This is a genomic window from Acinetobacter sp. WCHAc060033 (assembly GCF_004209125.1).
Lineage (GTDB): Bacteria > Pseudomonadota > Gammaproteobacteria > Pseudomonadales > Moraxellaceae > Acinetobacter > Acinetobacter wuhouensis.
In genome coordinates this window covers 37,013-51,185 of sequence record NZ_SGSW01000018.1, presented here as the reverse complement: position 1 = coordinate 51,185, position 14,173 = coordinate 37,013, and the positions used below count along the sequence as shown (strand labels likewise).

9 protein-coding genes are annotated in these 14,173 nt (G+C 37.8%); 5 read left to right on the top strand and 4 right to left on the bottom strand.

The genetic code is table 11. The annotated features are described in order from the left end of the window. Positions 1-3: 3 nt before the first annotated feature. The 3 genes from EXE10_RS09930 to EXE10_RS09920 form a co-directional block, all read right to left on the bottom strand. Entirely contained in the window at positions 4-2,052 is a 2,049-nt protein-coding gene (locus EXE10_RS09930; RefSeq protein WP_130113256.1) for a LysM peptidoglycan-binding domain-containing protein, read from the bottom strand. A gap of 20 nt (positions 2,053-2,072) precedes the next feature. After that, on the bottom strand, positions 2,073-5,351 hold the full coding sequence (locus EXE10_RS09925; RefSeq protein WP_130113255.1) for a type VI secretion system Vgr family protein: 3,279 nt from the start codon (positions 5,349-5,351) through the stop codon (positions 2,073-2,075). A gap of 158 nt (positions 5,352-5,509) precedes the next feature. Continuing rightward, the gene (locus tag EXE10_RS09920; protein ID WP_130113254.1) at positions 5,510-7,207 is read right to left on the bottom strand and encodes an NAD-dependent malic enzyme; all 1,698 of its coding nucleotides are present in this window, start codon (positions 7,205-7,207) and stop codon (positions 5,510-5,512) included. Positions 7,208-7,521: 314 nt separating this feature from the next. Here EXE10_RS09920 and EXE10_RS09915 point away from each other — a divergent pair, with 314 nt between their 5' ends. Further along, positions 7,522-8,115, top strand: coding sequence for a hypothetical protein (locus EXE10_RS09915; RefSeq protein WP_130113253.1), 594 nt, complete (start codon positions 7,522-7,524; stop codon positions 8,113-8,115). Positions 8,116-8,150: 35 nt separating this feature from the next. Here the strand turns inward: EXE10_RS09915 and EXE10_RS09910 are convergent, their stop codons facing one another. Continuing rightward, a complete protein-coding gene (locus EXE10_RS09910) occupies positions 8,151-8,423 on the bottom strand; it encodes a DUF2798 domain-containing protein (protein ID WP_068975632.1) in 273 nt (90 codons plus the stop codon). A gap of 282 nt (positions 8,424-8,705) precedes the next feature. On the opposite strand from EXE10_RS09910, the gene argS reads away from it, so the two are divergent. The 4 genes from argS to creC all read left to right on the top strand — a co-directional run bounded on the left by argS (position 8,706) and on the right by creC (position 14,053). Beyond that, complete coding sequence (gene argS / locus EXE10_RS09905; protein ID WP_130113252.1) at positions 8,706-10,496, top strand: arginine--tRNA ligase; 1,791 nt, start codon at positions 8,706-8,708, stop codon at positions 10,494-10,496. Positions 10,497-10,738: 242 nt separating this feature from the next. Next, positions 10,739-11,332, top strand: a complete 594-nt coding sequence (locus EXE10_RS09900; RefSeq protein WP_068975630.1) for an SPOR domain-containing protein — start codon at positions 10,739-10,741, stop codon at positions 11,330-11,332. A 489-nt stretch (positions 11,333-11,821) separates the two neighbouring features. Continuing rightward, the gene (gene creB / locus EXE10_RS09895; RefSeq protein ID WP_130113251.1) at positions 11,822-12,559 is read left to right on the top strand and encodes a two-component system response regulator CreB; all 738 of its coding nucleotides are present in this window, start codon (positions 11,822-11,824) and stop codon (positions 12,557-12,559) included. Between the two features lie 3 nt (positions 12,560-12,562). Next, on the top strand, positions 12,563-14,053 hold the full coding sequence (gene creC, locus EXE10_RS09890; RefSeq protein ID WP_130113250.1) for a two-component system sensor histidine kinase CreC: 1,491 nt from the start codon (positions 12,563-12,565) through the stop codon (positions 14,051-14,053). Positions 14,054-14,173 lie beyond the last annotated feature (120 nt).

Below are 14,173 nucleotides of genomic sequence, written 5' to 3'. Positions count from 1 at the left end.
TCATTAATTTCTTCTAACTTGTGTCATTGTATGAGTACTGCCATTGTAAGCAGTTTTACCACGTAAAAAACCATTAGTTATGTAAAGTTTATTAGTTTCACTTGCCCCTTTATCTTTATGTCTAGTTCCTACATCATAAAAACGATAATAATTTTTTCCATTCTCACAACCTCTACCAATAACTACTATAAAATGATCAGTTGTGTTTTCATTGTAACCATAGTTTAGCTTATGATCCACGCCCACCATAACAGGATGACCTGCATCAAGCTCTTTATCTAAATAATTCAATCCATTTTGAAAATCATTTGTTGGATTAATAGCATTATGAACCGAATTTTCTAATGCAACCTGGAATAACTTTGTAGAGGAACCAGCAGTTGAACTTAAACCACTCTTTTTTAAAATCAGTACGCAAGTTCTTGCACAAGCAACATTCGGTCTTGGTTGTGTAAATTGAGAAATCCAATCAACAGATCCACTTAAATCAACATGATTCTTATGACAATCAGGGCATAAGCCTTTTGCTGTTTCTGTTTTCTTTATAGAACATGCAAAGTTTGTTTCTAAATTTTTAGCATCTAACCCTTGTGTAAGATGCTTATTAATTTCCTCAGTTACTTCCCATACATAAGTTTTACCATCATCAAACCCTCTTATTGGAATTTTATTCCCATTTTTATCTGTTTTAAAACTACCATCTTTCTTAGTTCTGTATGCAAAAACATTTTGATATTCTCCTTTCTCTTTCATGAAAGAAGGGTTTGCATGATAAGGACTTGTTTTCCCTCCACCCTCATATACAATATCATCAGGCTTGTTTTTACCTGCCAGCAATGGTCTTGGATAATTTATATACAAATACATATCTGTTAATGATTTCATCAACTTATGACGATTTGCTTTCATAAAATGTTTTTTTACAAGGTCTAATTGCTGAACAGCAGACATATTTGTAAGCGTTTTTACTGAAATTTTTAGGTCTGTACGAACATCTGGACCAAATTGAATTAAACCATAATAGCCCAAACCATTAGGTTGAGCTGGACTAAATGATCCTCCAGTTTCCAAGTGCATACATGCCATCAAATTATTCGCCATATTTTTAATATCATTTGGCCACATGTCCTTACAAATTTGAATAACCTTTTTTCTAAATTCACAATTTACAAACTTTCCACTTTTTCCCCATGCTATTCCATAATCCTTACATACACACCCACTTAAGCTTGCTACAGCTACAGGCTTTTTATCTTCATTATGCTCCTGTTGCACCTCTATCTTTTGAGGTGGAGGTGGTACAGGTTTTTGCTGAGGTGACACAGGGGGTGTCAGTTCTTTTTTAGATTCTATTGCCTTTGGTTGAGGTTGAGGTTGAGGTTGAGGTTGAGGTTGAGGTTGAGGTTGAGTATTTGCAGTTTTCTGCTCGATAGTTTTACTTTTTGTATCTGTTGAAGCTGAGGACTTCGAACCTGAAGACTTATTTTTACGATCTAGAGCAACTGTACCCGTTTTCTTCACTGGTGGAACTTTCACAGTTGAGTTTTCGTCTAATTTTATTATTGCATCAGCATTTCCCTCTACAATGTCTATTTCTTGTTTTTGATAAATTTTATTTGGAGACTTAATATTTGGGTTTAAAGCCAATAGAGCAGAAACCGTTGTATGATGTTCTTCTGCAATTTTAGAAAGTGTATCACCACTCTTAACTTTATATGTCCCTCTCCAATATTTACCTTGCTCTTGATGTGGCAATAAAGTCACATCAAACTTCATTTTTGGACTAATAAGCTTTACTTTTATATTTTTACTTGGTGTATGTATTTCACCAATTTTCTTCATAGTTTTATCAATATCTTTACGAACAAAAACAGTTAGCGTATTCCCTCCAACATATTTAAGAGAAATTTCCCCTTGTCCATTCGTATTACCCTTTTTTACTAACTCTTTACCATTTTTAATTTCATAATATAAATTTGGAATTGGCTTATGTGTTAAATCATGTAAAGTAAAAGTAATATTGTATAATTTGTCTTTTAATGCTGTATTCATTTTCTTTTGCCTTCTTTTTATTAAATGTTTTGATTTTCAGATTCAACCTCTGAATCATCTTCTTCAATTTCTACCACCCAGTCAGTATTAGTATCTACAAATACTTCTGCTGGCTCAGAAGAGTCAGAACCAATTCGTGCAGTTCGACCATTTTCATCTAATGAACCTCTTGAAATTCTTCCATCTTTAAACTTAGCTACATAAGATAAATTTGGTAAATCAAAATCCCAGAACAAATCATAAACATCCAACTTATTACTATACATCACATTATTTGGTAGCTGAGGAACCTCATAAGATACTTTCGCCCCACTCATAAACACCTGCTGCCCACTCTTCACTTCAAACTTGCCACCCGTTTTAATGAAGACACCGCTACCATTCACAATCAGCTGAGTACCACCTGCTTTTAGATCAATCTCTTTGGTACTGGTCAGCTCAATTTTATCTTCTGTCGAAATCAGCTTAATCACTTTTTTGGCAATAATCTCGACCAAATCATCCTGAGCCTGAACTTTTAACGGACCTTTTGCTGCATAAGCACTCAAGCCCTTTTGTGCAGCAAACAAACTCAGCTTATCTTGCGCATGCGCCACAATATTCTTCTGCGCACTCAAATTAATCGAAGCACCAGAACTCTCAGCAATGTCTTGCGAAGCTTGTAAAATAATGTCTTCAGGTGTGGTTAAAGCAATACCGTTTGGAGAAGCCAATAGCATCAATGCTTGACGGAAAATTTTGCCTTGTTCTTGTTTTTTATCATCACTACTGGTTTCAAGACCTTGCGTATAACCTTCCATAAAACCTTGGAGTGAGCTTAAAGCTTGCATTGGATTGACATCCAACTTGCTTCCTTTGCCAAAGCTTCCACAAGTACTGGTTAAATCAAAATCTTTAATTTCAACATTACCCAAGACTTTACCAACATCCTTTAAAGCTTCGAGTGGATTAGAATCAAACTTGTCTTTTATGTCTTTAAAGCTAGATAACTTTCCTTTTAAAATATCCGAACCGTGCTCTTCAATATTTTCAATAAAGTCTTTTAAATTTTCGACTGATTCTTTTGCATCATCAAAAAAGTCTTTAAATTCACTGACAATATTTTGGGTATCTTTGCCAAAGCTTTTAATATCATCAATGAAGTCACCACTACTTTTCAGCGCAGAAATAGGGTCAGAGCTAATCGCATTTTTAAACAAACCTACGGTTGCTTGTAATGCTTCATTTGCACCTTTTAGTTCTAAAGAATTGATCAGTTTTGGTAGACGATTGATAACATTTAAAGAATCTGTTTGTTGCTTAACAGCAATTGTACTCAATGCTTTCATGCTTTCAGCACCTTGATTGAGCAAGGACTGTGCCTGTGCCGCTTCAAGATGATCTGCGATTGCATTTTCCTGTGCATAGGTGGTAATCAGCATCCCTTTACCCGCACGCATCGCACCATAAGCATCGGTTCGGAGTTCAAAACCTTCGCCACGACCATCGCTGACTTCTTTATCTTTCGGATGGCTTAAATTTCCGAGGTTTAACTGTGTCGCTGCATGGCTACTTTGCAACTGAGCACTGATTTGCCCTGTCGTGTCATCGAAACGAAGTTGATTAAAACCTGAACCGCCAACCTCAGAAGAACGAATACCACTGAGTTTTTTAGTATCGGGTAACTGACCTTTGATATCGAACATAGTTTGGTGACGTTCAGCTTCATGCAAACGCCCCATTACAAATGGACGGTCTACATTGCCATCAAAAAAGTCGATGACGACGATTTCACCGATACGTGGGTGGAAACGTGTTCCATAGCCCTCACCTGCCCATGAGGTCAATACATCTACCCAAGCTGAATCCGTATCATTGTCATTAGAGCCTGCACCACCATCATGGGCATTATCATCGGTACGGGTAAAGAGGAAACGAACTTTGATGCGCCCCCATTGATCCACATAGATCGTTTCTCCTTGAGGTCCAACGACTTTGGCACGTTGTGGGAAAGCCGATGGGCGATGGTCTAAAGGATTATATTCAGGAACAATCGAAATCCCGCGACGAACTAAAGACAACTCATTGGCTTGACGTTGATCTTTAATTAAATGATTCCAATAGCTTAAATTTAAAATTTTAGAGAGCTGATCTTGTAATTCTTTAGGCAAATTATTTTGATTATAAAAAGTTTTGCCTAAAATCAAAAATTCGCGATCTGAACCTTCGTGTTGATCAATTTCAGGATGCTCTTTAAGTTCAAACCAATAACCGACTTGTGCATCACGGACTGAACTGGTCGCAGTGAAATATTTAGACTGCAATTCTTGATACTGTGTGAGTTGATTGTTGAGCTTTTCAATTTGTGCAGAACTTGAAGTCGTAGTCTGATCTTCACCCTTTAAGTCACTGGTCCAAGCTGGGCTAATAGTCCATGCTTGTTCCAAACTTAAGGTTTCATTATCTTGTTGATCACTATGCGTATGATGACTTAATACACTCTCACCTTGATCTTGCGACAAACTGTCGGCTTGCCAACGTTGCACCTGAATTGCGGTAGATTGAATGGAACGTTGTGCAATCAAATTGGTAATGGTATCAAAGCGTTCCGTGGCATGACTACGATGGAAACGAATACTGCGTCGAGGCATCGCTTCATATTGAGAATTATCATCAATTAAGCGTAATTTCTGCGCTTGAATTTGAGTCGCAGAGATCGGAACAATTTTAACTGATTCATCCACCAACCAGTTAACTCCTTCACTACGCCATAAACGTGTGAGGAAATCATAATCAGTTTCATTAGCTTGCATGACAAATGGGCGGACATCATACTCTTTTTTAAGACCACTACTGTCTAGACTCAAACTTGAAGCAAACAACGCACTTTTCGCTTGCCATTCCTTAAACAATATCTCGGTAATTTCAACCACGCTTTTATTCATAAACACACGGCTGTTGCGACGTTTATGCCAAAGTGTAGAAGCATCCTCAAGTGTCAGCTTATACACCGTCAATGCACCATCGCTCTGCCCTTGACTCGCCCCTGTGACAATTCCTGTCGTACGATATAACTCACCAAAATCAGTCACTTGGTCGACTGCAACTTGGCAACCAATGAATTGCTTTAACGGAATATGCGCATTGGTCGATAAACACAATAACTCAGCTTTTAAGCCTTGATTGATAATATGCTGACCTTGAATGCATTGTAAAAATACACTGCTATTTAAATTCTGATTGGAAAACTGCACATGAATGGCACGTTTCTGCATACTTAAGCCGAAGCTTTCAAGTAAGTTATTAATATTTTTTAACATTTTAATAATGAATAGTTAATTTTTATGAAGTTATTTTAAACAATGAAGAATCAAAGGAAAGCTTAAAATTGTTAAATTTTTTATTTTTAGAAAAATCAAACATAAAAAATGAGATCTATTTAAGATCTCATTTTCTTCATTTCAAATTAAATGCATGATTAAAAAGGAACTCGCTTATAATCACGATATTCTGGTTTCCAGAAGTTCTTTTCAATGCTTTCATGCAACTGTTCATCTGTAATTAATGGTGCAACACCATCTTCAATTGCAGCTTTAGCAACTTTGAAAGCAATGATTTTAGACACTTTTTGCAGTTCATTTAAATCAGGTAATAAATCTGCGTGGATGTCTTTTAACTTCGGTGAACAATCTGCCAACGCAGAACTTGATGCCATGAGCATATTATCCGTGATGCGAGTTGCATTCGACGCAACAACACCCAAACCAATTCCTGGGAAAATATACGAGTTATTGCACTGTGAAATATTAAAGGTTTGACCATGATAATTCACTGGGGTAAATGGACTACCTGTCGCAATCAAAGCCTTACCTTCAGTCCATTGGAGAATATCCGCAGGGACAGCTTCTACACGAGAAGTTGGATTCGACAAAGGCAACACTATTGGATATTCACAATTCTGCGCCATAGTTTTGATGATTTCTTCAGTGAATAAACCTGGTTGACCTGATACACCGATCAATACTGTTGGTTTGGCATTTTTCACAACATCGAACAGGGAAATAATTTCTTCGGCATTGCCCCAATGCGCAACATCTTCAGACTTTTGTGCCAATTTACGTTGAAAATCTAACAGATTCGGCTGATTTTCAGTAATTAAACCAAAACGATCAACCATAAAGACTTGCGCACGTGCTTCAGCATCAGTTAAACCTTCTGAAACCATTTGTGCAATGATTTGTTCTGCAATACCACAACCTGCCGAGCCTGCACCTAAAAAGGCAATTTTTTGATCTTTAAGCTGTTTACCCGCTGCACGACTTGCTGCAATCAAAGTCCCAACACATACCGCTGCTGTACCCTGAATATCATCATTGAAACAACAAATCTGATCACGATATTTTTCAAGTAAAGGCATCGCATTTTTTTGTGCAAAATCTTCAAATTGAATCAAAGCTTTCGGCCAGCGACGCTTCACCGCAGCAATCACTTCATCAACAAACTCATAATACTCATCACCACTGATGCGCGGCTCAGACCATCCGAGGTAAATCGGATCGTTGAGTAATTGCTGATTATTGGTTCCAACATCAATAGTAATCGGTAGCGTATAAGCTGGGCTAATCCCACCGCACGCGGTATACAGCGATAATTTACCGATTGGAATACCCATCCCTCCAATCCCTTGGTCACCTAAACCAAGGATACGTTCGCCATCGGTAATCACTACGACTTTGACGTTTTTGCGGTTTACATTATGAATAATTTCATCGATATATTTACGATCTGGATAAGATAGGAACACCCCGCGATGACGACGATAGATGTCTGAAAAACGCTGACATGCCTCACCCACAGTCGGTGTATAAATAATCGGCATCATTTCACTCAAATGATTTTCAATCAGGTGATAAAACAATGTTTCATTGGTGTCTTGGATATTTCGTAAATAAATATGTTTATTGATCGCTTCACTAAAAGAACAGTACTGTTGATATGAGCGTTGACTCTGTTCTTCGATGTTTTCGATCACATGAGGGATTAAACCGTGTAAGTTAAATTGGGTACGCTCTTCTTCTGTGAAGGCTGAACCTTTATTGAGTAATGGTAGTTCTAGCAAGGCATTGCCAGCATAATGAATATATAAAGGATATTTTTTCGAGGTTTCCGTTGGCATTTCCATTCTCATCGAAGCAATCGCTGTGCTTCTCTCTTTTACTAAACTAAGACTTTGGTCGGGTACTAGCTTAAGCCTATTTTAGGATGAATTGGTATTTAGATACGTGATAATGATATTCCAAGTATTTTACAAAATGATAAATTCTGCTCAGTTTAATTTTATTGTTGCTTTTAATTTCAGTTTGTAGCTCACCTCTCATTTAAAATCTATTGAATCTTATATAGATTTGTTAGCAATATTTACCAATGATTGCTTTTTTTTAACTTTAGATTTATTTTGTCAGCAAGATAATAATCTCATAATTTATAACAATGAATGTAAAACTACCTATTCTTCTTTTAAGTACTGCCATCGCATGTACTGGTTGCCAAACTGCTAAAAAAGTATCTTCTGGCGTCTCTAAAACCACAGAAAAAGTAAAAAGTCTTGTCGGTTTAGGTGAAGCAAAAATTCCTGAAATTGATAAAAAAGGCGTGGTTGATGTCAGTAAGGCGACATTAGAAAAATTGGAACAAATGAAAATCAATATGCCGACAGGTCAATGGGTCTATATTGAAAATGATCTACAAGGTATTTATACACTTCAGAATAAATCAACAGATGGAAATATTTTATATTTACGCCTGAATTGTAAAATTACAACACAGAAAACCAGTTTTAGTATTGAAGACAAAGATGGCAAAGAACTTTTAAAAGCGCATGATCCAGAAGCAGGTCAAGTCCAGTTTTTGATCGACAATAAAAACTATGGCAATCCTTTTGACTTGGTCAATGCGAAAAAAATGCCGACTTTTAAAACCGCATTAAGTAAAGCCAAAACCATTAAAGTATTTAATAATGCAAAACTTTATACTTTTGCCAATGGTAAAGCAGAGTTATTAGAAAAACCTGTGACCTGTAATTAAAAATGGGCGAATAGCCAAAAATAGATGGATAGAAATCAATTTTTCGGCATATCTACAAATACAGCAGTTAAACGTCGAACCAAAGGTAAAACGAATAGCACTACGGGATATGCCACAGCCCACGACACCATCCATGCAGAAAACCACTTGATAAAGAAGCCATTAATCAAACCGACATTGATCAGCATGTTGATCAAGGACACCATGCCACTCATTAAACAGGACAAGAAGAATGGCATGATCCATGTGGCGAATTTCGCAGGAAGTTTTGGAATATTGCCGATAATCGTGGGAGGTGTATTTGACATCATGCTTTCATGAAAAAATTTTCGTCAATTTTAGCCTTAACAATTCGGGCTGACAAACAAATTTCTTGCCCTATCCCACACGATTTATCTCGTCTATTTTCATCAATTAATCATTCTAGAAGTGATTCACTTCTCTATAAATCACCACACAATCCGTCAAAAAGCCGAGTAAGTGCATTTTTATGATCGAATAAGTTTTATTCTATACAAATGCATTTACCTAAGAGGCTCAAAATTTGCTATATTTACCGTTTTTCTGCGACATTTATTTCTCTATAGATTATGAATACGGCCATACAAGTAGCTCTCGATCATGCAGTGCAATCCCTACAAGCTGAAGGGACTCTTCCATCTGACTGGAAAAACACAAGTGTTTTAACGCGAACTAAAGACCGAAGCCACGGCGATTTCGCTTCTAACATTGCCATGATGGGTGCAAAAGTTGCGGGTATGAAGCCACGTGATCTTGCTGAGAAAATTTTAGCAAATCTGCCCGAAGTGGTTGATATTGCCAAAGCTGAAATTGCGGGTCCTGGATTTATCAACTTCTTTTTAAATGCAGATCAACGCTTTACGGTACTTGATCAAATCCAAGCGCAAAAAGATCAGTTTGGTAAAACCCAAGCCAATGCTGCGAAGAAAATTCAAGTTGAATTTGTTTCTGCAAACCCGACTTCAAGCCTGCATGTGGGGCATGGTCGTGGTGCAGCGTATGGTATGACTGTTGCAAACTTACTAGAAGCAACAGGTGCTAAAGTTGACCGTGAATATTATGTCAATGACGCAGGTCGTCAAATGGACATACTTGCGACTTCAACTTATTTACGTTATTTAGAATTGACGGGGCAAACTTTAGTTTTCCCTAAAAATGCCTATCAAGGCGATTATGTTAAAGAAATCGCACAAAGCATTATCGACAAAGATGGCGACGCTTATGTACGCCCTGTTGCTGATGTCTATAAAGACGTGCCTGAAGATGTACAATATGCTGAAGAATTGGATGCCGATGGTAACAAAGTGGTTCTGTCAGGCGATAAAGAAAAGCATATTGATGGTTTGATTTTTAATTCTCAAACTTTGATTGGCGCAGGTTATCGTGTATTCCTACAAGCTGCTTTAAAAGCCATTCTTGATGATATTAAAGATGACCTAGGCGAGTTTGGTGTAACCTTCAATCAATGGTTCAGTGAAGAATCACTGACTGACAAAATTGATGAAGCATTACAAACCCTTGATCAACGTGGTTTCTTATACGAAAAAGACGGCAATATTTGGTTTAAATCGACTGAATTTGGCGATGAAAAAGACCGTGTTGTAAAACGTCGCAATGGTCAAACCACTTATTTTGCGTCTGATATTGCGTACCATTTGAATAAATTACAACGTGGTTATACTGACCTTGTGGATATTTGGGGCTCAGATCACCACGGCTATATCGCACGTGTTAAAGCTGCGATTGATGCAATGGGCTATGACTCTAAAAAACTCACTGTACTATTAGTTCAATTCGTGAGTTTATGGCGTGGCGGTGAGATGGTACAAATGTCATCTCGTTCAGGTCAATTCGTAACTTTACGCGATCTTCGTAAAGAAGTGGGTAATGATGCTGCGCGTTTCTATTATGTAATGCGTAAGTCTGAACAACACATTGATTTTGACTTAGATTTAGCTGTTTCACAAAGTAAAGATAATGCTGTGTATTACATCCAATATGCACATGCACGTATTTGCCGTATGTTAGAAAAAGCGACAACGACAGGGCTTCAATTTGAAGCAGCAAATGCACGTCAATTTGCAGCGAAATTAGATCTTGATGCTGAAACTGAGATTTTGGCGAAGCTTGCGGCTTATCCTGAAATTGTTGTTCGTGCTGCAAATAACTTTGAACCGCATCAAGTGGGTAACTACTTGAAAGAATTGGCTGCTTTATTCCACGGTTGGTACAACGAAAATAAAGTTTTAGGTGATGATGCTGATTTAACTCAAGCGCGTTTATTGCTTTCTGTGAATGTACAGCAAGTTTTACGCAATGGTCTTGAGTTATTGGGTGTGTCTGCGCCTGAGAGTATGTAAAGCATCGCTTTACATACTCGCAAGACGAGAGCTGAGCTCGAAGTAAAAAGCATGTAAGCAAAACATCGCTTTACATGCTCGCAAGACGAGAGCTTGACTCAAAGTCAGCATACAATGTGTGCATGACTAAAAGCCTCAATATCAGAAGTGTCTAACAAAGTAATAAATCATTACTTTACATCAAGCTAAAGCAAACTTATGCTTTAGCTTGATGTTAAAAATAAAGAATAAGAGGGTTCCAAGTGTTTGGAAAAACGCAACGCGGTGTATCTGAAAGACCGACAAAGCCGAAACAGCCATTAATTCCTAAATGGTTAGGCTTACTTGTGGTCGTATTAATCGTGTTAAGTTTTGGCGTAGCCTTGCTACTCTGGAAACCTTGGGCACCTGTTCAACCTAGAAATGAAGTTACTTCTGAGCATTATCAAGAAGATACTAACAAAGACTATCGTTTCTATGACCTTCTACCTCAACAACAAGTGACGCCAATCCCTCAACAAGCTGTACCTGAAACTCAAACTCAGCAACAGCCTGTGATTGTTGAAGCACCATCTCAGACAAATGATGTCGATGTAGGTGTCAATGCTGAACCTACTGCGCCCGTACAACCTGAATATATTCTACAAGTTCGTAGTTATGATGACCCTGATGCGGCTGATGCTCGTCGTGCTGAAATCATTTTGAATGGTCTATCTGCCGACGTGGTACAAAGTTCAGAAGGTGGGAAAACGTGGTACCGCGTGATTTCAGGACCTTATGACTCGCAAAATGCAGCCGTGATTGCACAACAAACGCTGCAACATAGCGGTATTGATTCAATCGTAGTGAAACGCTAATACTTTGAATCTATGAATAAAATAAAAGATGCTTCGGCATCTTTTTTTATTTCTCATTTACCTAAACACACAATTTAAAATAACAATAAGCTAAGTAATATCAATAACCTTCTTGAGTATTGATCACTTTACAACCAAAGAAACCTTGTTCGACTAAATACTTAACCCTATTTGCTCAAAATTAGAGTAATCTATTCCACGCACTACATTACCCATGTTTTGTCGAGATCTCAAAAGTCACCAATACTTTTGATTTGCTGTCCTGTGATTGGCGTGACGATCAAATCCGAATATTACAGGGCGCTCAGAAATTCACATGGGTATACTGCCCTTTCAAAACTCCTCGCAAAATTTTCAAATTCATATTCTGTTCAATAAACCCAAACAATCAAAGTTCACCTAAACTTCACTTAAATCATTCGCCTAAATACGTCAATTTCAGTACACTCAAACGCAGTTGCTCTTATTTAAATCAAAGTTTAAATCACGATGAATAATAAAAAACAGATCTTATGTGTCGAAGATGATGCTGCAATCCTGATGCCTTTGCGCTATGCACTAGAACGTGAAGAGTGGCAAGTGACTTGGGCAAATACAGGGCTTCAAGCGATTGATTATATTCAACAACAAGCTTTTGATTTTATTATTTTAGATGTTGGTTTACCTGACTTAAATGGCTTTGAAGTGTGTAAAAAAATTCGTCAATTCAATCATACCCCTCTTCTGTTTTTAACTGCGCGGGATGATGAAATTGACCGTATTGTCGGTTTGGAAATTGGTGCAGATGACTATTGTACCAAGCCCTTTAGTTCACGAGAAATTGTCTCTCGTATCAAAGCCATTTGGCGTAGAATGGAAATTCAAAACCAATTACAACAAAGCAAAGTTGATGTAATTATTCATACCGAATTACAAGACTCCAATGTTCAAAATGCTGAAATATGGCAATGTCACGATGAATCATTACGCATCCAATATTTAAACACCGCCCTACAACTGACTCGTTATGAATATCGTTTACTCAAATTGTTGATTCAACATCCTGAGCAAGTATTTAGCCGACAACAACTGATGGATCATGTGTGGGAACATCCTGAGCACAGTTTAGAACGAACCGTCGATACGCATATCAAAAGCATTCGCAATAAACTCAAACAGATTGCACCTGAACAAGACCCGATTGAAACCCATCGTGGTTTTGGTTATAGCTTGAAAAAGCTGAGTTAAAACATGTCTATCTTCATCCGTATCTGGTTTTTCTTCGGGCTGATTATCCTGCTCGGTCTATGGTTTATGTCTTATACCTTCAACCAGCAAGTTAAACCCAATGTACGCCAAGTAGTTGAAGATACCTTAGCTGAAAATGCCAATATCATCGCTATGTTGGTGGCTGAAGATGTCTATGAAAATAAGGTCAGCACGCCCCAATTTGATGAGAAAATTCAGAAAGCACTAAAACGAAAGCTCAATGCCAATATTTGGCAACACAACAAAGATCAGATCAATCAGCAAATTTATATTACCGATGAAAAAGGTATTGTGATCTATGATTCACAAGGGATTGCAACAGGACAAGATTATTCACAGTGGAATGATGTCTACCTCACATTGAGAGGAAAATACGGCGTGCGTTCCACGCGTAGTTATGATGTCAAAGGCAATGATTTGGGCAGTAGCAACAGCATCATGTTTATTGCTGCACCGATTTATTATCAAGTCAATCAACACAATAAACTCATCGGTGTGGTCAGTATTGGTAAGCCAAATATTTCCGTGCAACCCTATATTCAACGTGCTGAAAATCAACTGATTCGTCAAGCAGCATGGATTACTTTAATCAGCTTATTTCTTGCCAGTTTGGTCGCCTATTGGCTCAAACATAGTATCGACCGTGTACGGAAATATGCGCAAGCACTGGCTCCTGTCAATCAAACTCCACATTTCCGTTCTGCCCAAGAACTCAATCTGGTCGCTCAAGCGGTTGAAAATATGCGTGAAAGACTAGAAGATCGCGCCTATGTTGAACATTATGTCAATACGCTCACGCATGAGTTAAAAAGCCCACTCACGGCGATTCAAGCCAGTGCTGAACTGCTCAAAGAAGATTTGCCCCTAGATGATCAGCAACAATTCGCCACCCACATTCATGAGCAAAGTCATCGCCTACGCAGTTTAATTGATCACATGCTTTTATTAACACGCTTGGAAAAATCAAAGCACCAAATCGAGATTCAAAATTTCAACTTATCTGAACTGATTCAACAGGTTTTAGACCAATATGCCAGTCAAATTCAGACAAAAAAAATTCAATGCTTATTAGATATTGAACCTGATTGTATGATGAATGCAGATCGTTTTTGGATTCAGCAAGTCATCATCAATCTTATTGACAATGCTTTGGATTTCTCTGCAAATTCAGCCAAACTTTTGATTCAGCTACACCGTTCACATCATCTTCAAAATGATCAAAACATTGAGCTTACTATTTTTAATGAGGGAGAATGGATCCCTGACTATGCCCTGTCTCAAGTATTCGATACTTATTTTTCACTACCTCGCCCGATTAGCCAACAACGCAGTTCAGGCATTGGTTTAAGCATCGCCAAACAAGTGATTAAACAACATCATGGACACATTCAGATTGAAAATATTCAGGAAAATAGTATTTCAATCATTCAGCCACATCAGCAAGGCGTAAGGGTCAATATTCAATTGCCCTAAATCCATTGTCGTGAAGAATATTACACTTCACCCAAACTTCACAGAAAACACAAACCTAACGCAAACAAAACACATTTCAATTTTGCACACTCAATCCTGACAAAAACAACCATTCAGGAC

Bases quoted from the DNA above. Each gene is read 5' to 3' on its own strand.
- EXE10_RS09930 (WP_130113256.1), bottom strand. From the start codon at position 2,052: ATGAATACAGCATTAAAAGACAAATTATACAATATTACTTTTACTTTA.
- EXE10_RS09920 (WP_130113254.1), bottom strand. From the start codon at position 7,207: ATGCCAACGGAAACCTCGAAAAAATATCCTTTATATATTCATTATGCT.
- EXE10_RS09915 (WP_130113253.1), top strand. From the start codon at position 7,522: ATGAATGTAAAACTACCTATTCTTCTTTTAAGTACTGCCATCGCATGT.
- EXE10_RS09925 (WP_130113255.1), bottom strand. From the start codon at position 5,351: ATGTTAAAAAATATTAATAACTTACTTGAAAGCTTCGGCTTAAGTATG.
- EXE10_RS09910 (WP_068975632.1), bottom strand. From the start codon at position 8,423: ATGTCAAATACACCTCCCACGATTATCGGCAATATTCCAAAACTTCCT.
- creC (WP_130113250.1), top strand. From the start codon at position 12,563: ATGTCTATCTTCATCCGTATCTGGTTTTTCTTCGGGCTGATTATCCTG.
- creB (WP_130113251.1), top strand. From the start codon at position 11,822: ATGAATAATAAAAAACAGATCTTATGTGTCGAAGATGATGCTGCAATC.
- argS (WP_130113252.1), top strand. From the start codon at position 8,706: ATGAATACGGCCATACAAGTAGCTCTCGATCATGCAGTGCAATCCCTA.